Raw genomic sequence first — 19,382 nt, forward strand, 5'->3', positions numbered from 1 at the left:
CGCTGTGAGACTCACCAGAAAGATCGCGGCCACCGCCGCCCTGGCCCTCGCGGCCATGGCGGTCGGGGTGGCCGTCGCGCCCGCCGCGTCCGCGGCCACGGCCGCCTTCGTCCGCACATCGAGCTGGGGTTCCGGCTACGAGGCGCGGTTCACCGTCACCAACAACACCTCGTCGACGATCACCTCGTGGAACGTGGCGTTCGACCTGCCCAGCGGCACCTCGATCGGCAGCTTCTGGGACGCGGACCTGACCCGCAGCGGTCAGCGGTTCACCTTCACCAACAAGGGCTGGAACGGCACCCTCGGCCCGAACGCGACGGCCAGCTTCGGTTTCGTCGCGGCCGGCACCGGCGACCCGACCAGCTGCACGGTCAACGGCTCGTCCTGTGCGGGCGGCCCGCCGACCAACCCGGGCGTTCCGCCGACACCGGGCAACGTGCGGGTCACCGGCACCACCGCCAACTCCATCTCGGTGGCCTGGAACGCGAGCAGCGGCACGGTCACCGGCTACCGGGTCTACGAGGGCACGACCGTGCGCGCCACGGTCACCGGCACCAGCGCGACGATCGGCGGCCTGCCGGCGTGCACGTCGCGGTCCTACACGGTGGCCGCGTACAACGCCCAGGGTGAGTCGGCCAAGTCGGGCGCGGTCTCCGGCACGACCACCGGCTGCACCAACCCGCCGGCCGGCACGCAGATCGCGGCGCCGTACATCTACTCGTGGGGCAACGTGCCGAACATGAACACCGTGATGTCGGCGACCGGCATCAAGTGGTTCACCAAGGCGTTCGTGCTCTCCGGCGGCGGCTGCACCCCGGCCTGGGACGGCAACCGCCCGATCAACAGCGCCGGCGACGCGCAGCAGATCGCGGCGATCCGGGCCGCCGGCGGCGACATCATCCCGTCGGTCGGCGGCTGGAGCGGCAACAAGCTCGGCCCGAACTGCTCGTCTGCCTCGGCGTTGGCCGGTGCCCTCCAGCAGGTGATCAACACGTACGGCCTCAAGGCCATCGACCTCGACGTGGAGAACACGGACGAGTTCGAGAGCGAGGTCGTGCAGGACCGGATCCTCGGCGCGCTGAAGATCCTCAAGCAGAACAACCCGAACCTGAAGACCATCGTGACGATCCCGACTCAGACCAGCGGGCCGTCGTGGTGGGGCACCCGGCTGATCAACCAGGGCGCGGCGCTCCAGGCCAATGTGGACGTCTGGACCATCATGCCGTTCAACTTCGGCGGCGGTGCCGACATGTACGCGAGCACGGTCAGCTCGGCCGAGGGCCTCAGGAACGCGCTGAAGACCGCGTTCGGTTGGTCCGACGCCACCGCGTACGCGCACATGGGCATCTCGGGCATGAACGGCCGCTCGGACCAGAACGAGATCACCACGACCGCGCAGTGGACGTCGATCCGCGACTGGGCCGAGTCCCGCGGCCTGGCCCGGCTGGCGTTCTGGTCGGTCAACCGCGACCGCGGTTGCGCCGGCGGCCCGCTGAGCTCGGACTGCTCCAGCATTGCCCAACCCGACTGGGAGTTCACTCGCATCACGGCCCAGTTCGGCTGACCCAGGTAGATACGACCCGCCGCCGTCACTGCCCGCAGGGCGTGGCGGCGGCGCGGCGTCTGCCGTCGGTCAGCTACGCAGGCCGAGCTAGCTCCTGAGGAAGTCCAGCAGGTCCTTCTGGAACTTGTCCTGCTCGGTCTCGAAGAGGCCGTGCGGCGCGCCCGGGTAGACCTTCAGCTCGGCGTCCTTGACGATCTTCACGGCCTTCTTCGAGGCGTCGGCGAACGGCACGATCTGGTCGTCGTCGCCGTGGATGAACAGCGTCGGCACGTCGATCGCCTTGAGGTCGTCCGTCAGGTCGGTCTCGGAGAACGCCTCGATGCAGTCGTACGCCCCCTTGATCCCGACGGTCATGCACTGCTCCCAGAAGTCGTCGAGGATGCCCTGCGAGACGTGGGAGCCCTTGCGGTTGGCGCCGAAGAACTGCGGGGCGAGGTCGTGGTAGAACTGCGAGCGGTCGTCCTTGACCCCCGCCCGGAGCTGGTCGAACGCCTCGATCGGCGTCCCTTCCGGGTTCTGGTCGGTCTTCACCATGAGCGGCGGGATCGCGCCGACGAGCAGCATCTTCGACACCCGGTCGGTGCCGTGCCGGCCGACGTACCGAGTGATCTCGCCGCCGCCGGTGGAGTGCCCGACCAGGACGACGTCGTTCAGGTCGTTCTGCTCGATCACCTCGGCGAGGTCGTCCGCGTAGTGGTCGAGGTCGTTGCCCTCCCAGGGCTGGCTCGACCGGCCACCACCGCGCCGGTCGTGGGCGATGCCGCGGAAACCGTTGTCGGCGACCATCATCATGGTGTCGTCCCACGCGTCCGCCGTCAGCGGCCAACCGTGGCTGAAGACGACCGGCTGCCCACTGCCCCAGTCCTTGAAGAAGATGTCGGTGTTGTCGCTGGTGGTGACGTGTCCGGTGCTCATCGATTCCCCCATGCGTGTTTCGGGCGCAACTCGTTCCGACGCTACGGGCGGTGTCGCCCACCTTCCGGAGTTCAGGCGAGGTTGTGAACGCTGGGGTCTTAGACGACACCTGCGGCGTCGAGCAGGGCGGCGGCCGTCGTCACGCTCAACCCCTGCAGACTCGTGCCGTGCACGACGTTGCGGGCCGCAGAACCGTCGAACACCACGGTCAACTGTCGCCCCAGGAGATCCGGGTCGGCGGCGCCGGCAGCGCGGGCCTCGGCGGCGAACCAATCGGTGAGCCGCTGCTTGAAGTCGCGGGCCACCTCGGTCGCCGGGTGGGCGTGGTCGCGCAGGTCGGTCGCGGTGTTGACGAACGGGCAGCCGGCGAACTCGGGTGTAGCGGCCCGGTCCTCTAGGACCCGGAAGACGTGCAGGATCCGGTCCCGGGGCCTGGTTTCGGTGTCGTCGGGGAGGAACGACGCGTGCGTCACCGGCCCGCTGGTCGCGAGTGCCTCGGCGACCAACGCGTCCTTGGTCTCGAAGAGCTGGTACATCGACCGCTTGGACACCCCGGCGACCGAGCACAGCCGCTCGACGCCGGTCGCGGTCACTCCTTCGCGGTAGAAGAGGTCGGCCGCCGCCGCCAGCAGGCGATCACGGGGTGTCGCCGTCTTGCTTGTTGCCATCACCACAGCGTAGCGCCAGGTCTTGCGATTGGAAAACGATCGGTTTACGTTCGTGGAAACCGATCGTTTTACCTCCATCCCGAGGAGTGGACATGCAGATCAACGGCGCTACGGTGCTGGTCACGGGCGGAAACCGGGGCCTGGGCAAGGCGTTCGTCGAGGAGTTCCTCGACCGGGGCGCGAAGAAGGTCTACGCGGCGGCCCGCGACCCGCGCGCCGTGACGAACACGCGCGCGGTCCCGATCCAGCTCGACGTGACCGACCACGCGTCGATCGAGCGAGCCGCGGCCGTCGCCGGTGACGTCACGCTGTTGGTCAACAACGCGGGCATCGACACGTACACCCGCAGCCTTATCGACGTCGACCCCGCCGACATCCGGCGCGAGTTCGACACCAACCTGTTCGGCCCGCTCGACGTGACCCGGGCGTTCGCTCCCGTGATCGTTCGTAACGGCGGTGGGCACCTGCTCAACGTCGCGTCGGTGCTGTCCTGGCTGCCGAGCGGCGGGTACGGCGCGTCCAAGGCGGCCCTCTGGTCGGCCACCAACCACCTGCGCACGGAGCTGGCGCCGCGGGGTGTGGGCGTGACCGGGCTCTACGTCGGGTACGTCGACACGGACCTGGCGGCCCACGTCACGCTGCCCAAGAGCGACCCCAGCGCGGTCGCTCGGGCCGGTGTCGACGGCATCGAGGCCGGCCTCGACGAGGTGCTGGCCGACGAGTTCACCCGGGCCGTCCGGGGTGCCATCGGTGCGGACCCCGCCACCTTGCTTTCCTGATTCCCCCGAGACCGGGCGGCGGTTCGGTTTGACCGGACCGCCGCCCGGTTACAAAAGACCGACATGGGTGACCGGTGGTACCAGAAGGCTGTCGTCTACTGCCTCGACGTCGACACGTTCCAGGACTCCGACGGTGACGGCGTCGGCGACATACGCGGGCTGATCGGCCGGCTCGACTACCTGGCCCGGCTCGGGGTGACCTGCCTCTGGCTGCACCCGATCCACCCGACGCCCGGCCACGACGACGGTTACGACGCGACCGACTTCTACGGCGTCGACCCCCGCATCGGCACGCTCGGCGACTTCGCGGAGCTGTTGCACCAGGCCGAGGACCGAGGCATTCGGGTGATCATCGACCTGGTGGTCAACCACACCTCGGACGAGCACCCGTGGTTCAAGTCCGCCCGTTCCTCGCCCGACTCGCCGTACCGGGACTGGTATGTCTGGAGCGACACCGAGCCCGCGGACCGCAAGCAGGGGATGGTCTTCCCGGGCGAGCAGGCCGAGACGTGGAGCTACGACCGCACCGCCAAAGCCTGGTACTACCACCGGTTCTACAAGTTCCAGCCCGACCTCAACTTCGCCAACCCGGCGGTACGCGCGGAGCTCAAGCGCATCGTCGCGTTCTGGCTGCGGCTCGGCGTCAGCGGATTCCGGATCGACGCGCTGCCGTTCATCGCGGAGCTGACCGAGCCGGGCAACCCGGACTCACCGAAGGACTTCGGCCTGATCACGGAGCTGCGCCAGCACGTGCAGTGGCGCCGCGGAGACGCGGTGCTGCTGGCCGAGGCCAACGTCGAGCCGGCCCAGCTCGTCGAGTACTTCGGCTCCGGCGGCGACGCCAACGACCGCGTGCAGATGCTCTTCGACTTCATGCTCAACGGCCGACTCGTCCTCGCGCTGGCGCGGGAGGACCCGGAGCAGCTCATCGACGCGCTGCGGGACACACCGCAACTGCCGCCGGGCGGGCAGTGGGCCACGTTCCTGCGCAACCACGACGAGATCGACCTGTCCCGGCTCACCGCCGAACAGCGCTCCGAGGTGTACGCGGCGTTCGGCCCCGACGAGGACATGCGCATCTACGACCGGGGCATCCGGCGCCGGCTCGCACCGATGCTGGGCAACGACCGGCGCCGCCTGGAACTGGCGTACTCGCTGCAGTTCTCCCTGCGCGGCACGCCGGTGCTGCGCTACGGCGAGGAGATCGGGATGGGGGAGGACCTGTCGCTGAAGGGCCGGTTCGCCATCCGTACGCCGATGCAGTGGTCGACCCTGCCCAACGGCGGGTTCACCACCGGGAAGCCTATTCGTCCGGTCGTCTCCGGCGGCGAGTTCGGCTACGAGACCGTCAACGTCACCGCACAGCGGCACGATCCGGCGTCGCTGCTGGCCTGGTTCGAGCGGATGATCCGGACGCTGCGCGAGGCGCCCGAGGTCGGCGCGGGCTCGTGCACCCACGTCGACGTGCCGGTGCCGACGGGCGTGCTCGCGCACCGGGCCGACGGACCCACCGGCTGCATGCTGTTCGTGCACAACCTGCGCCGCAAGGCGGCCACGGTCGACCTGGGCAAGCTCGCGGTCGAGGCGGACCAGCCCAACGACGTCCTGGCCGACCAGGAGTACGCGGAGGTCGGCGACCTGAGTGAGATCCGGGTCGCGGGTTACGGCTACCGCTGGATTCGGCTCAACCGGGCCACTGCCGGTTGAGCGCGGCGTCGGCTACTGTGCGGTAACCGACGAGGAGGTCTGGCATGGTGGAGCGGGTTGCGGTCGTCACTGGTGCGGCGCGGGGAATCGGTGCGGCGACGGCACAGCGGTTGGCGGCCGACGGCCTGGCGGTCGGGGTGGTCGACCTCGACGAGACCGCGACGAAGTCCACTGTGGATGCCATCACCGCCGCGGGCGGCACGGCCGTCGGCGTCGGCGCGGACGTGGCCGACCGCTCGCAGGTCGAAGAGGCCGTGGCCCGGATCGCCTCGGAGCTCGGCCCGCCGACGGTGCTGGTCAACAACGCGGGCGTGCTGCGCGACAACCTGATCTTCAAGATGACCGACGACGACTGGGACACGGTGCTCGCGGTCCACCTGCGGGGCGCGTTCCTGGTCACCCAGGCCGTCCAGGCGCACATGGTGAACGCCAAGTGGGGCCGGATCGTCAACCTGTCGAGCACGTCGGCGCTGGGCAACCGGGGCCAGGCCAACTACGCGGCGGCGAAGGCTGGCATGCAGGGCTTCACGAAGACGCTGGCGATCGAGCTTGGCCGTTACAACGTGACGGCCAACGCGGTCGCGCCGGGCTTCATCGAGACGGCCATGACCGCGGCCACCGCCGCCCGGATGGGCGTCGACTTCGAGCTGCTCAAGAAGGGCGCGGCGGAACAGATCGCGGTGCGGCGGGTCGGCCAGCCGGAGGACGTGGCCCACACGATCTCGTTCCTCGCGAGCGAGGGCGCGGGCTTCGTGAGCGGCCAGGTCATCTACGTGGCCGGCGGCCCGAGCTCGGGTCTGTAGCTGTTCCGGTCGCTGCGCAGGGTTGCGGCCCGCTCTAAGGCCGAGAGCAGAGCAAGGATGCGGCCTGCTCTAAGCCAAGAGCAGAGCAAGGATGCGGCCCGCTCTAAGCCTTAGCGGGCCTTGCGGCCCGCGTAGCGCAGCCAGAGCAGGCCGATGATCGGCAGCACCAGGGGCACGTAGCCGTAGCCTCGGCCGAAGTCCGTCCAGACCGTGTCGTCCGGGAAGGCTCCCGCGTCGAAGACGCTCAGGAGGCCGACCGTGACCACGCCGACGAGCTCGATCGAGCAGCTCACCAACGCCACCCGGCGCCAGGTCTCGCCACCGCGGGCCAGGGCGACCGTGGCCACGATGTAGACCACCGCGGCGAAGGCCGAGAGCAGATAGGCCAGCGGGGCCTCGCTGAACTTGGAGCCGATCTGCACCGCGGCCCGGGCGCTGGCCGAGAGCGCGAAGATGCCGTACACGGCGATCAGCGCCCGGCCGGGGCCGGTGCCGAGCGTGCGCGGCGCGGTCTGCTCAGCCACTGGTCACCACCTGCCACGTCTGGTGCAGACGCAACACCAGCACCGGAACCGTCAGGCACACTACGACGATGATCACCGAGCCCCAGCGGGTCGGCTCCAACCGGGCCAGCACCCAGCCCAGGGGTGGCAGGCAGACGATCGTCACCACGTAGCCGAGGAAGGTCACCGCGCTCGCCGGGCGGTCGCCGCCGCTCGCCGCGATCGCCGCCGACACCAGCAGGACGATCAGCGCGAGCTCGACGACGCCCAGGCCGATCAGCTGACCGCGGCTCGGCGCGCGGTCGCGCAGCGCCTCGACCAGCGCCCAGGCGCCGACCAGCAGCGAGAGGCCGATCACGATGCCGGACAAAGTGCCGTTCACGGGCACACCGTACTCGCAGGCAGAGGGGCATCTGCCATCGGGCAGGATGGGGCCATGCCTCTCCGGTTCGGCCTCTTCGGCACCGGCCCCTGGGCCACCGCCACGCAAGGGCCCGCGATCGTCGCCCACCCCGATGCCGAGCTTGTCGGCGTGTGGGGCCGCAACCCCGACAAGGCGGCGGCCCTGGCCGAGACGACCGGCAGCCGCGCCTACGCCGACATCGACGAGCTTCTCGGTGACGTCGACGCGGTGGCCGTGGCGCTGCCGCCGGACGTGCAGCCGGAGATCGCCGAGCGGGCCGCCAAGGCCGGCCGGCACCTGCTGCTCGACAAGCCGCTCGCGCTGACCGTCGAAGCGGCCGACCGGGTGGTCGCCGCCGCCGACGCGGCCGCGGTTTCCTCGGTGGTCTTCTTCACGGCCCGGTTCCAGGACAACGTCACGGCCGCGCTGCGGGAGCTCACCGCCACCGGCGGCTGGCAGGGTGGCCGCGTGGCGCACCTGGCCTCGATCTTCCAGCCCGGCAACCCGTACGGCGCCTCACCCTGGCGCCGCACCTACGGCGGGCTCTGGGACGTCGGCCCGCACGCGCTCTCGCAGGTGCTGCCGGTGCTCGGCCCGGTCGCTGAGGTGTCCGCCGTCGAGGGACCGCGGTCCACCACGAACCTGTTGCTGCGGCACGAGTCCGGCGCGGTCAGCACGGTCACGCTCTCGGTCGACGCGCCCCCGGCGGCGGTGCTGCGCGACATCACCTTCTTCGGCGAGCACGGTGTCAGCGAGGTGCCGCGCGGCGAGGGCGAGGTGCGGCTCGCCTTCGGCAAGGCCGTCGACCTGCTGATCGCCGAGGTCGCCGGGGCGAGGCACGACGTCGGTGTCCACTTCGGACGCGAGGTGGTCGGGGTGCTGGCGGCGGCCGAGCGCTCCCGCGAGGCCGGGCGCGCCGTCCAGGTCTAAGCCGCCAGCTCCGTGCGGCGCAGCCAGCGCAGCGCGTCCGGCAGGGGCATGGGTCTCGAGAACAGGAAGCCCTGGCCGTACGGGCAGCCGATCCGGCGCAGCAGGTCGCGCTCCTCGGTCGTCTCGATGCCCTCGGCGACGACCTCCAGGCCCAGCGTGTGCGCCAGCCGGACGATGCCGTCGACCAACGCGCGCTGCTGCGTCGAGGTGGCCACCGTGCCGGTGAACAGCCGGTCGATCTTCAGAACGTCCAGCGGTACGTGCCGCAGGTAGCTCAGCGACGAGTAGCCGGTGCCGAAGTCGTCGATCGCCACCCGCACGCCGAGCCGGCGCACCTCGGCCAGGTCGTCCCAGACCTGGTCGTCGTCGCGCAGCAGCAGGCTCTCGGTGATCTCCAGCATCAGGCAGGACGGTGGCAGCTTGGCCGCGGCCAGCTCGCGCTTGACCAGGCGGACGAAGCCGGGCGTCCGGAACTGGCGGGCGGAGACGTTGACGGCCACGTACGGCGCGCCGTAGGGCTGTCCCTTGCGCCAGGTCGCCGCGGCCGCGATCGCGGTGCGCAGCACCCACTCGCCGATCGGCACGATCAGCCCGGACTCCTCGGCCACGTCGATGAACGCGTCGGGCGTCAGTCGGCCGCGGGTCGGGTGGCTCCACCGCAGCAGCGCCTCGAAGCCGACGGCGTGCCCGTCACCGAGCCGGACGATCGGCTGGTACTCGAGGGCCAGGCCGCCGTCGTGGATCGCCCGGTCGAGCTCCGCGCGCAGCTCCAGCCGCTCGACGAACGTGGTGTGCAGCTCCGGCTGGTAGCGCCGCCACTGGCTCTTGCCCGCGCCCTTGGCCACGTAGAGGGCGAGGTCCGCCTGGCGGAGCAGCTCGGAACCGTCGACGGCGTCCGCGGTCGTGCCGATGCCGATGCTGGCCGAGCAGCTGATCAGGTTGCCGCCGACGTTGTACGGCTCGCGCAGCGCCCGGATGATCCGGTCGGCCACGTCCTCCACGTCGGCGGGCTCACCGGCGTCGTCGATCAGCACCGCGAACTCGTCGCCGCCGAGTCGGGCCGCCGTGTCGTGCGGGCGCAGCGCGGTGCTGATCCGCCCGCCGACCGCCTTGAGCGCCTGGTCTCCGCTGGCGTGGCCGAGCGTGTCGTTGACGACCTTGAAGTCGTCGAGGTCGATGAAGAGCACGCCGACGACGCCGCGGCGCGCCTCGATGGCCTTCTGCATCCGCTCGGCGAACAGCGTCCGGTTGGCCAGCCCGGTCAGCGCGTCGTGGTTGGCCCGGTGGGTCAGCTCGCGCTCCAGCCGCCGCTTGTCGGTCACGTCCCGCAGGGTGAAGACCAGCCCGCGCACGGTCGGGTCGGCCCGCAGGTCGCGCACGGAGATCTCGACCTGGGCGGCGCTGCCGTCGGGGCGGCGCAACGTCCAGTCGGTGGTGCCCCAGTTGTCCGGCTCGACGCTGCCGATCGGGCGGTCCTGGATCCGGCGGAACACCCGCTCGGCCCGCTCCCGCTCGGCCGGATCACCGTGGTCCAGCAGCATGGTGCCGACCAGGTCGACCTCGCCGAACATCGCCCGGGCGGACGGGCTGGCGTACGCGATGCGGTCTTCCGAGTCGATGATCAGGATGACGTCGGCGGCGTTGTGCACGAGCGCGCGGAAGTACTCCTCGCTGGTCCGCTTGCGCAGCTTCTCGCTGAGCCCCACCCGGTCGATGGCCAGCGCGGCCTGCGAGGCCAGCACCGCCAGCCGGTCCTGCGCGGCGGCCAAAGGCCGCTCCTCGGCCGCGACCAGCATCACGCCGATCGTGGTGTCCTCGACCGTCAGCGGCAGGGCCAACGTGAGCTTGTCGGACTCGTTGCTGTGCCCGCCCGCATGCCCGTGGGCGCCGAGCGCCGTCGCGATCGACCGCGGGAGCTCGCGGCCCGACAGGAACGTGGGTTCGCCGAGCCTGCGGACCGCCTCGACCGACGACGTGGGCAGGACGCCCATGTGCCGGCCGAGGGCCTTGGCGTCGGCACCGTGGGTCATCAGCAGGAAGTGATAGCGGGTCCCAGGAGCCAGCACGCCACGGATCCCGTCGTCCAGCGCGTCGGCGATGCCCTCGTCGTCGGCGGTGGCGACCAGTGCGGTGGTCACCGCGCGCAGGCCGCGCTCGCGACCGATCTGCTCGCGCAGGCGTTGGGCCAGGTTCACCAGCCGCGCGATCACCAGGAGGAACATCACCAGCGACGAGACCGCGATGACCACGCCGTGCCGCACCGAGCCGAGGCCGATGGCCTCGTAGAGCAGGATGGCCGGTGGGATCAGCGCGGAGATGCCCAGCAGCACCAGCCGCAACACGGTCGTCTCGCGATCTCGTGCGGGCCGCTGGTCGGTGATCCCGCACATCGAGGGTGCCAGCGCGGCACCGCCCCAGAGCGCGTACAGCGCGATGTAGCCGAGGTCCAGCGGGGTGCGGACCAGCCATTCGTCGTCGAGCCGGCCGATCCGGAACAGCGCGTCGGCCACCACGTAGCCCACGATCCCGAGACCCAGCAGGACCACCGCCGGACTCAGGCGCACGGCCGTGACCAGGCGGGCCACCAGGCCGAGCACGATGATGTCGGCGACGGGATAGGCGATGAGCAGGATGCCGGTGATCACCCCGACGTGCGGCTGATCGAAGCGCGCCTCGACTGTCAGCACCCAGGCGAGCAGCCCGGTGCCGAGCACCAGCACGAGAGCGTCGATCAGCGCGGGCCGGTCGGGTCTGGGCTCCGCCGCGCGCGTGAACTTGACCAGCGCGACGCAGACCAGGATCACGCCCAGCAGCAGGAGTATGTCGTCGGAGAGGGTCAACGGCGGCCTGGCCGGCCCGCCGGGCAGCGTCAGGTTGAACGAGAGGTCCGAGGCGGCGTAGAAGACGATGCCGGCGAAGAACCACAACCAGGCGCCGGCGAGCCGAGGGCGGTTCAGCCGGACGCCGACCAGCACCGCGGCCGCGCCGCTCACGCTGATGGCTGTCCAGAGGCCGACCCGCCAGGACAGGGGTGCGACGAAATAGACGGCCGTGAGGACGGCCATCCACAGGCCGAACGCGGCCAGCACCACCCGCCGCGTCCTGACTGAGACTTCGCGCAAATGCCACCAAGGGGGCATTCACACACCGTACGGCTGCGCGCGCCGAGCGTCGAGGTGATGGCGATGTGCACCGGGCTGCCTCGGCCCGTCGAACCATGACCATCACTCACGGCTATGTCTCGATTACGACAAGTAGGCATCATCGGTCCACGCAGGCTGGTACGAACTGTGTAAAGCGTCTCAAAACCGACATGAGGGGATCTCAGCATCATGCGTGTCTTCAGGACAGCGGGTCTCGCCGTCACGGTGGCCGCTCTGGCCCTGGCCATGGCGGCGTGCGGCTCGGACACCAGCCCGTCCACCGCCCTTCAGCCCACCGGTGGGTCGACCACGTCTCCCGGCGGAGGTGCCACCGGCAGCCCGCAGCCGTCCGGGACAGCGACCGCGCCGGGTGGTGGCGGTGCGGTCTTCGGCCCCGGCTGTTCCTCGCTGCCGACCTCGGGCGCCGGCAGCATCTCGTCGATGGCCTCGCAGCCGGTCGCCACCGCGGTGGCCAGCAACCCGCAGCTGTCGACGCTGGCCAACGCGATCAAGACCGCGGGGCTGACCGACACGCTGAACAACGCCCAGAACATCACCGTGTTCGCGCCGAACAACGACGCCTTCAACCAGGTCGGGCAGTCGCAGCTCAACGCGCTGCTGGCCAACAAGACGCAGCTGACCAACACGCTGAAGTACCACGTGGTGCCCCAGCGCCTGAGCCCGAGCCAGCTCGCCGGCACGCACAAGACCTTGGAAGGCCAGAACCTGACCGTCACGGGCAGCGGTGAGGACTTCACGGTCAACAACACCGCCAGCGTCGTCTGCGGCAACATCCAGACAAGGAACGCGACCGTCTACATCATCGACGGGGTGCTGACCCCGCCGGCGTCGCCGTCGCCTTCCGCGACCTGACGTTGTGCGGCAGGGACCCTTGTCAACGCCTCGGGCGTCGGTAAGGGTCCCTGCCGTCGTCTCAGCCCAGCTTGGCCAGCAGTTCCGGCCCGCGGTTGGCCAGTCGGCCGATCGCGAGCCGGCCCAGTCCCCAGAACAGGACGACGCCGAGCACCAGGCTGACCGGTGCGGCAGCCCAGCGGAGCAGCTCGTCGTCCCGCACCGTGCCGGTGATCAGCAGGGTCAGCGACGGTGCGGCCAGCACCGCCTGGGCGATCAGCGCCAACCAGACGATGCCGGAGAAGCCCGCGCCGTCGGATCCCGGGTTGCTGCCGCGCTTGTGCGGGTCGGCGACGCGCACGGGCAGGAAGACCGAGATCAGGACCAGCAGGCCGGCACCGGCGCCGAGCACCAGGGGCAGCAGGCCGACGGCCCAGGCCAGCATGTCCGCCTTGCCGTGCCAGATCGCGCCGGCCGCCGTCATCGCGACCGCCGGTGGTGCCACGAGCAGGAGCCAGGCCCGTTGCCGGCCACGGATGTCGGCCCGCTCCGCACCCGGCGCGAGCAGCGTCTGCCACAGCGCGGTGCCGTCGGAGCTGTGCAGGTGGGCGCAGTTGGCGGCGGTGAACGCCACGAAGAAGACGCCCGCCATCGGCAGGTAGTCCGTCACGTTGATGAGCAGGGGCAGCAGGACGTAGGTCAGCACGTACACCAGCGCGAACGACAGGAAATGGATCCGGATCAGGTCGCGGCCCCAGGTGCGGAGCTCCTTGCCGCGCACGGCGGCCGCCGCGGTGGCCGGGCGCCAGCCCCGCCAGCGTGCGCCTCGGATCACCGTCGGGTTGACCGGGCGGTGCAGGAGCGACGCCCAGGCACCGAGTGCTAGCGCGATGCACCCCACCAGGCCCGCGACCGCCGCGGCCACCAGCGCCCAGTCGCCGCGGGCGGCGGCCTCGATCGCGACCACGGGCCAGCCCGAGGGCGCCAGTCGCAGCTTGTCGGCGATGAACGCGGGCAGCGCCGTCTCCGGGCCACCGGTGATGGCCGCGATGATGACCCAGCCCTGCGCGCCGAGGCACACCAGCGCGCCCCACGGCACGGCCATCAACGCCGCGCTCAGCCGGCTGTTCAGCACCCGCCCGACGGACGCGACGACCACATTGGAGAGTGCGATCAGCAGGAGTACGAACAGCGGCAGCACCGGCAGCGCCACCGGCACGGCGGCCAGGTCGAGGCGCAGGGCGTACCAGATCAGCGACGTGCCGGCGACCAGGGTGACAGCCGGGCCGACCCCGACCAGCGCGGCGCCCAGCAGGCCGGCCGCGAGCCGCCGGTCGCTCAGCGGCACGTGTCGCAGGTGGTCGCGGCGCAGACCGGGGTCGCTGCCGCCCATCATCGGGCCGACGATCCAGCCGAGCAGCCAGGACGCCAGCGTCAGCAACAGCGCGCCGCCGGCCCGGTCGGGTCCGGCCGAGACGGTCAACCAGAGGGTGCACCCGGCGGCGGCCAGCCCGGCGACCACGCCGGTGATCGTCGTCGCGGCCCTGGTGCCGGTCAACGAGTTCCGCAGGATGGTCCACTTCATACGGATCAGGACGCCAACCACGACAGCTCCTTCTCCTCCGCGACGTCAGCGCCGACCAGGTCGATGAAGGCCTCGTCGAGCGAGCGGCCGCCGCGCACCTCGTCGATCGGCCCGGCCGCGACCACCCGGCCCTCGTGCATCACCGCGACCGTGTCGCAGAGCTGCTCGACCAGCGGCATCACGTGGCTGGAGAGCACCACGGACCCGCCGCCGGCGACGAACCGGCGCAGGATCGACCGGATGGTCAGCGCGGACACCGGGTCGACGGCCTCGAACGGCTCGTCGAGGACCAGCAGCCGCGGTCCACCGAGCAGCGCGCTGGCCAATGCGATCTTCTTCCGCATGCCGGCCGAGTAGCCCAGGATCAGCGTCCGCTCGGCCTGGGCCAGGTCGAGCACCGTGAGGAGCTCGTCGACGCGGCTCGCGACGGTGTCGGCGGGCAGACCGTGCAGGTGGCCGAGGTACGTCAGCATCTCCCGTCCTGTCAGCCGCTCGGTCATCGCCAGGCCGTCCGGCAGCACGCCGACCAGTCGCTTGGCCCGCGTCGGCTGCCGCCAGACGTCGGTGCCGAAGATCTGGGCCGTGCCGGCGTCGGGGCGCAGCAGCCCGACCGCCATCGACAGCGCGGTGGTCTTGCCGGCGCCGTTCGGCCCCACCAGACCGAAGAACGAGCCGGCCGGGACCGTCAGGTCGATCGCGTCGACCGCGACCTTCTCGCCGAAGTGCTTGGTCAGTCCGGCCAGCCGGAGGGCGTTCGTCGTCATGCCAGAAACGCTAGAAACTCCGGCGGGCGGCCGGAATGCGTCCAGCCGCCGACCGGGGTGGGGCTGGCTACACCCCGCTGGACGGCGCCTGACCACACTGCCCCGGCGGGCGCCGTTCGGCGAGACTGAGCCCATGACTCGCGGACTGCGCGCCCTGGCCGCCGGCCTGCTGCGGGGCTGCTACGCCGTCGCGTCGGCCGTGCTGCTGGTCGCGCACCTCGTGACTTTGTTGCCCGGCTTCGGGTTGGGCCTGGTCTTCCTGGTGCCGTGGCCGGTGGTCGCGATGCGCCGGGTGGCCGACGCGGTCCGCCGGACGTGCGGCGACATCCCCCGGCCCTACCGGGCGCGGCCCGGCCCGCCGGAGCCGGAGGCCGACGGGCGCTACCGGCACGACCGGCGGCTCTACCGGTCGCCGTTTTGGCCCCGGCAGTTCGGCTACCTGGACTGGGCGCTGGGCGACCCGGCGACCTGGCGCGACGTCGGCTGGATGCTGACCAACCCGGTGGTCGGCGGCGTGCTCGGGTTCGGGCCGGCCGCACTGGTGGTCGGCGGGCTGGCGGTGGCCACCGGGGCGGGGCCGTGGTGGATCCCGCTCGGGCTGGTCATGATGGCCGGCGGTGCCGCGGTCGCGCCGGTGGCGGTGCGTACGCACGACGCCTGGACGCGGCGGATGCTGGCGCCACCGCTGACCGAGTTCAGCTCGGTCAAGGTGTGGCTGGGCAAGCGTTTCGTGACGGTGGTCCAACTGCTGGCGCTGGGCGGCCTCACCCTGGTCAGCGTCGCGCTGGCGGTGCTCTCGGTGGTCTCTCTCGCGCTGTTCAGCGTCGGCATCGTCGGTGCGCTGCCGGAGTTCGCGATGGTGAACCGGCAGTTCGCCGCCACCCGTCGCCGGCTCGCGCGACAGTGGTCGGCGACGCCGATCCAGACGCCCTACCGACCGGAGCCCACGCTGCCGAGCCAACGCCCCGACGGCCTCTACGCGGTGGGCGACCAGCTCTACAAGTCGAAGGGCTGGACCCGGTTCTTCCAGCGGCTGGACTGGGTCTGGCACGATCCGGCGACCTGGCGTGACCTCTTGTGGACGTTCGCCGACCCGCTGGTCGGTGGCGCGTTGGTCGCCGCGTCGGCCGGAGCCGTCGGATACGGCTTCGTCGGCCTCACCATCCCGGCGCTGGCCCGGCTGCTGCGGCTGGAGGACCCGCCACATTTGGCTTTCCTCGCCGACCGGCCGGTGTTGGCCCTGCTGCTCGGCCTGGCGTTGGTGGTCGGGGGCGCGGTGTTCGCACCCACCGCACTGCGCCTGCACGGCCGGTGGACGGCGGTGCTGCTCGCGCCGACCGCCAAGGCCCGGCTGGCGTTGCGGGTCGAGCAGCTCACCGTGAGCCGGGACGACGCGACCTCGGCGCAGGCGGCGGAGCTGCGGCGGATCGAGCGCGACCTGCACGACGGAGCGCAGGGCCGGCTGGTCGCCGTCGGGCTGGCGCTCGGCGCGGTCGAGGCCCTGATCGACACCGACCCGGCGGCGGCCCGGCGGTTGGTGGCGGACGCGCGGGAGAGCACCGCTCGGGCGCTGGCCGAGCTCCGGGACCTGGTCCGGGGCGTACGCCCGCCCGTGCTCGCGGAACGCGGCCTGGTGGAGGCGGTTCGCGCGTTGGCGCTGGACAGCCCGGTGCCGGTCACGGTGTCCACCGAGTTGACCGGGCGGGCTGCCGAGCCGGTCGAGGCCGCCGTCTACTTCGCGGTCAGCGAGGCGCTGGTCAACACGGCCAAGCACGCGGTCGCGTCGCACGTCTCGATCGTCTTCGGGTACGTCGACGGCGTGCTGCGCGTGGAGGTCGTCGACGACGGCCTCGGCGGTGCCGACCCCGCGCTCGGCAGCGGGCTGCGGGGCATGCGACACCGGCTGGCGGCGTTCGACGGTACTGTCCGGGTGGTCAGCCCGGCCGGCGGGCCGACCGCCGTGACGCTGGAGGTGCCGTGCGCGTTGTCCTCGCCGAGGACCTCTACCTCCTCCGGGAAGGCCTCAAGCAGCTGCTGACCGCGCACGGGTTCGAGATCGTCGCCGCCGTCGACAACGGGCCTGACCTGTTGCGGGCGTTGCTGGCCGAGCGGCCCGACGTCGCCGTCGTCGACGTGCGGCTGCCACCGACGCAGACCGACGAGGGCCTCCAGGCGGCGCTGGTCGCCCGCCGCGAGGTGCCCGGCCTGCCCGTGCTGGTGCTCTCGCAGCACGTGGAGCGGCTCTACGCCCGGGAGTTGCTGGCCGACGGCACCGGGGGAGTGGGCTACCTGCTCAAGGACCGGGTGTTCAACGCCGACCAGTTCGTCGACGCGGTGCGCCGGGTGGCCGCCGGCGGCACCGCGATGGACCCGGACGTCATCGCGAAGCTGTTCGCCCGCGGCGACCACAACGTCGGCAGGCTCACCCCGCGCGAACGCGAGGTGCTCGAGCTGATGGCCGAGGGCCGCTCCAATGCGGCGATCGGCCAGCGGCTCTTCCTGAGCGAGAGCGCGGTGGGCAAGCACACCGCGAACATCTTCGGCAAGCTCGGCCTGACGGCGTCCGACGACGACAACCGCCGGGTGCTGGCCGTCCTCGCGTACCTGGACGGCGCCCGCTAGAAGAGGTTGATCGTGAAGACCTCGAACGGCGCGGCGTAGCGCGTGCCCAGCCGGGTGCCGGACGCGCGGCCGATGCCCTCGAGGAACTCCTCGGGGTCGAAGGCGCCCTCGCCGAGCCCGCGCAGGTAGGCCTCGTGCGCCTCCAGCGACTCCAGCCCCCGGTCGAACGTGCCGGTGATGTCGACCGCGTGCCGACCGTTCGGTGAGCCGGCCGCCCAGACCTGGCGGACCTTGTTCCAGGGTTCGAGCCCCTGCTCCGGGAAGATCCAGCGGTTGCCGGCGTCGCGTACCGCGTCGAGCGTCGCCCGCCCGGTCGCGATGTGGTCGGCCTGGTTGAGCGCGTCGGCGCCGTCCCACGTGTCGCGGAAGTTGTTGGTGATGACGATGTCCGGGCGGTGCCTCCGGACCACGGCGGTGATCTCCCGACGCAGTGCCACCCCGTATTCCAGGATGCCGTCCGGCAGGCCCAGGAACTCGACCTCGGACACGCCGACCACGCCGGCGGACGCGCGCTGCTCGGCCTCGCGGACCACCCTGGTCTCGTCGGGGGACAGACCGTCGATGCCGGCCTCGCCGCTGGTGACCAGGCAGTAGACGACGTGCTTGCCCTGCGCGGTCCAGCGGGCCACCGCCGCTGCCGAGCCGAACTCGAGGTCGTCGGGGTGGGCGACGACGGCCAGCGCCCGCTGCCAGTCTTCGGACAGCGACTCGTACGGCGCGATGTCGGACACGGAACGGCTCCTATCGGTCGGGGATGCTCGGGCCGACGTAGGTGGCCAGCCACTGGTTGAGGGGAGCGGAGGCACGCAGGAAGTCCGTCACCCGGCGCTTGGCCGCGGCGGTGCCCAGCCAGGGTGCGACCGGCCATTCCTTCCAGGCGACGACGCCCTTGTACTGCAGGAGCTCGGCCCGCGGGTGGTCGGCGGCGAAGCCACGCGGGACGCGTTTGAGCCGCTCGTGCCCGTGGATCCGGACGCCGTCGGCCGCCGCCTCCTCGACGAGGGCCGCCAACCGCGGACCCGTGGCGTCGTCGTCCACCGCGGCGCGGTAGCGGGCGAGCTGGTCGCGCTCCATGTGGTACATGCCGCTGCCGGAGGCCAGCCCCGCGGCCGAGAGGTGGATGTAGCCGCCGCGCTCCAGCGTTGCCGCGATCGCGGTCTTGTAGGGCGACTTGTCGGCGCTGAACCGCACGTCCCGGTACGGCCGGAAGATCCGGCCCGGGCCGAACTCGGGCTCGAGCTCGTCGAGCAGCGCCTGCATGGGTGCGCGCACCTGCTCCTCGTAGACGGACTTGTGCTCCGTCCAGTAGGTCTTCGAGTTGTCGGCCTCGAGCCCTTCGTAGAACTCCAGTGCCTCGCTGGGCCAGCCGCGGAACGCCACGGAGTCGACCTTATCCGCTGAGGTCCCAGTGCCGGCCGCCCTGGGCGGTCTCGACCGGTCCGGCGTACGCCGAACGGGCCGCTCCGACCGCGATCGCCTCCGTCAGGCCCGGGAACAGGTGCGTGAGCAGCAGGCGACCCACTCCCGCCGAGGTCGCCGCCGCGGCGGCGTCGAGCGCGCTGCTCAGCCGCCCGGCGCTCGCGTCGGGCACGGCCTCCGGGTACGACGCCTCGGCGAGCAGCAGGTCGGCATCGCCGGCAAGGGCGGCCAGGTCGGGAGTCGGCCCGCTGTCACCCTGGTAGGCGAGCGCCATACCGCCGGCGGAGACCCGGACGCCGTTGTTCGGCACGAAGTGCGGCAGCGCGCGAACGTCCACAGTGAACGGCCCGAGGCGCAGTCGGTCACCGTCGCCGACCGGGGTCAGCGCGTAGTCCAGCATCCCCGGCCGGTCCAGGGCGAGCACCGCGTCCAGGGCGCCCGGAGGCGCGTACACGGGCAGCGGGGGCGGCGGGTCGTCGGCCAGCGAGCGGGCACGCAACAGGGGGTTGAGGTCGACGCAGTGGTCCGGGTGGCCGTGGGTGACGAACACGGCGTCGACGTCGGCCGCGGTGCAGACGGCGAGGAGGCGCGGAAAGGTCGCATAACCGGCGTCCAGGAGCAGCCGGAAGCCGTCGTGTTCGACCAGGAAGCCACTGCAGGCGTCGTTCGCCTCTGGGAAAGCGCCGCGGGCGCCGAGCACGGTGAGCCTCACCCGCGGGAGGCTA

18 protein-coding genes are annotated in these 19,382 nt (G+C 71.6%); 8 read left to right on the top strand and 10 right to left on the bottom strand.

The features are described from left to right. The first annotated feature begins 4 nt into the window (after window positions 1–4). On the top strand, window positions 5–1,564 hold the full coding sequence (locus AB0J88_RS04180; protein WP_364357497.1) for a cellulose binding domain-containing protein: 1,560 nt from the start codon (window positions 5–7) through the stop codon (window positions 1,562–1,564). A gap of 87 nt (window positions 1,565–1,651) precedes the next feature. Here AB0J88_RS04180 and AB0J88_RS04185 read toward each other — a convergent pair whose 3' ends face one another. Together AB0J88_RS04185 and AB0J88_RS04190 are read right to left on the bottom strand one after the other, a co-directional pair. Next, on the bottom strand, window positions 1,652–2,479 hold the full coding sequence (locus AB0J88_RS04185) for an alpha/beta hydrolase (protein ID WP_364357494.1): 828 nt from the start codon (window positions 2,477–2,479) through the stop codon (window positions 1,652–1,654). Between the two features lie 98 nt (window positions 2,480–2,577). Beyond that, window positions 2,578–3,147 carry a TetR/AcrR family transcriptional regulator gene (locus AB0J88_RS04190; RefSeq protein ID WP_364357491.1) on the bottom strand — a complete coding sequence of 190 codons (570 nt, stop codon included), beginning with the start codon at window positions 3,145–3,147 and terminating at the stop codon, window positions 2,578–2,580. Between the two features lie 92 nt (window positions 3,148–3,239). Between AB0J88_RS04190 and AB0J88_RS04195 the strand changes: the two genes are divergently transcribed. From AB0J88_RS04195 to fabG, 3 genes are all read left to right on the top strand, one after another. Next, window positions 3,240–3,926 (top strand): SDR family oxidoreductase, encoded by a 687-nt coding sequence (locus AB0J88_RS04195; RefSeq protein ID WP_364357488.1) that lies wholly within the window; start codon window positions 3,240–3,242, stop codon window positions 3,924–3,926. A 63-nt stretch (window positions 3,927–3,989) separates the two neighbouring features. After that, complete coding sequence (locus AB0J88_RS04200) at window positions 3,990–5,633, top strand: alpha-amylase family protein (protein WP_364357486.1); 1,644 nt, start codon at window positions 3,990–3,992, stop codon at window positions 5,631–5,633. A 44-nt stretch (window positions 5,634–5,677) separates the two neighbouring features. Beyond that, window positions 5,678–6,436 (top strand): 3-oxoacyl-ACP reductase FabG, encoded by a 759-nt coding sequence (gene fabG / locus AB0J88_RS04205; RefSeq protein ID WP_364357483.1) that lies wholly within the window; start codon window positions 5,678–5,680, stop codon window positions 6,434–6,436. Window positions 6,437–6,546: 110 nt separating this feature from the next. On the opposite strand, the gene AB0J88_RS04210 is transcribed toward fabG, so the two are convergent. Next, window positions 6,547–6,960: a hypothetical protein gene (locus tag AB0J88_RS04210; protein ID WP_364357480.1), complete on the bottom strand. Its 414-nt coding sequence runs from the start codon at window positions 6,958–6,960 to the stop codon at window positions 6,547–6,549. Then, entirely contained in the window at window positions 6,953–7,327 is a 375-nt protein-coding gene (locus tag AB0J88_RS04215; RefSeq protein WP_364357477.1) for a hypothetical protein, read from the bottom strand. The genes AB0J88_RS04210 and AB0J88_RS04215 overlap by 8 nt, the downstream gene beginning before the upstream one ends. Before the next feature lie 48 nt (window positions 7,328–7,375). Between AB0J88_RS04215 and AB0J88_RS04220 the strand changes: the two genes are divergently transcribed. Then, the gene (locus tag AB0J88_RS04220) at window positions 7,376–8,272 is read left to right on the top strand and encodes a Gfo/Idh/MocA family oxidoreductase (RefSeq protein ID WP_364357474.1); all 897 of its coding nucleotides are present in this window, start codon (window positions 7,376–7,378) and stop codon (window positions 8,270–8,272) included. Here the strand turns inward: AB0J88_RS04220 and AB0J88_RS04225 are convergent. Further along, window positions 8,269–11,412, bottom strand: coding sequence for an EAL domain-containing protein (locus AB0J88_RS04225; protein WP_364357471.1), 3,144 nt, complete (start codon window positions 11,410–11,412; stop codon window positions 8,269–8,271). The two genes, AB0J88_RS04220 and AB0J88_RS04225, sit on opposite strands and share 4 nt — an antisense overlap. Before the next feature lie 192 nt (window positions 11,413–11,604). Here AB0J88_RS04225 and AB0J88_RS04230 point away from each other — a divergent pair, with 192 nt between their 5' ends. Beyond that, window positions 11,605–12,288, top strand: coding sequence for a fasciclin domain-containing protein (locus tag AB0J88_RS04230; RefSeq protein WP_364357468.1), 684 nt, complete (start codon window positions 11,605–11,607; stop codon window positions 12,286–12,288). 61 nt (window positions 12,289–12,349) lie between these two features. Here AB0J88_RS04230 and AB0J88_RS04235 read toward each other — a convergent pair whose 3' ends face one another. Beyond that, entirely contained in the window at window positions 12,350–13,873 is a 1,524-nt protein-coding gene (locus tag AB0J88_RS04235; protein ID WP_364357465.1) for a hypothetical protein, read from the bottom strand. Continuing rightward, window positions 13,858–14,616: an ABC transporter ATP-binding protein gene (locus tag AB0J88_RS04240; RefSeq protein ID WP_364357462.1), complete on the bottom strand. Its 759-nt coding sequence runs from the start codon at window positions 14,614–14,616 to the stop codon at window positions 13,858–13,860. Before AB0J88_RS04240 ends, AB0J88_RS04235 begins: the two co-directional genes overlap by 16 nt. 133 nt (window positions 14,617–14,749) lie before the next feature. Between AB0J88_RS04240 and AB0J88_RS04245 the strand changes: the two genes are divergently transcribed. Both AB0J88_RS04245 and AB0J88_RS04250 read left to right on the top strand, forming a co-directional pair. Further along, window positions 14,750–16,654 (top strand): sensor domain-containing protein, encoded by a 1,905-nt coding sequence (locus tag AB0J88_RS04245; RefSeq protein WP_364357459.1) that lies wholly within the window; start codon window positions 14,750–14,752, stop codon window positions 16,652–16,654. Next, complete coding sequence (locus AB0J88_RS04250; protein WP_364357456.1) at window positions 16,594–17,238, top strand: response regulator transcription factor; 645 nt, start codon at window positions 16,594–16,596, stop codon at window positions 17,236–17,238. The genes AB0J88_RS04245 and AB0J88_RS04250 overlap by 61 nt, the downstream gene beginning before the upstream one ends. Here the strand turns inward: AB0J88_RS04250 and AB0J88_RS04255 are convergent. The 3 genes from AB0J88_RS04255 to AB0J88_RS04265 are packed head-to-tail and all read right to left on the bottom strand — an operon-like array spanning window position 17,235 to window position 19,369. Further along, window positions 17,235–17,969, bottom strand: coding sequence for a PIG-L deacetylase family protein (locus AB0J88_RS04255; RefSeq protein ID WP_364357453.1), 735 nt, complete (start codon window positions 17,967–17,969; stop codon window positions 17,235–17,237). The two genes, AB0J88_RS04250 and AB0J88_RS04255, sit on opposite strands and share 4 nt — an antisense overlap. 10 nt (window positions 17,970–17,979) lie before the next feature. After that, window positions 17,980–18,618: a DUF2461 domain-containing protein gene (locus AB0J88_RS04260; protein WP_364357450.1), complete on the bottom strand. Its 639-nt coding sequence runs from the start codon at window positions 18,616–18,618 to the stop codon at window positions 17,980–17,982. Between the two features lie 10 nt (window positions 18,619–18,628). Next, a complete protein-coding gene (locus tag AB0J88_RS04265; RefSeq protein WP_364357447.1) occupies window positions 18,629–19,369 on the bottom strand; it encodes an MBL fold metallo-hydrolase in 741 nt (246 codons plus the stop codon). Window positions 19,370–19,382 lie beyond the last annotated feature (13 nt).

Origin of the sequence: Asanoa sp. NPDC049475, assembly GCF_040676915.1 — a bacterium.
In the GTDB taxonomy this organism is placed as follows: Bacteria; Actinomycetota; Actinomycetes; order Mycobacteriales; family Micromonosporaceae; genus Asanoa.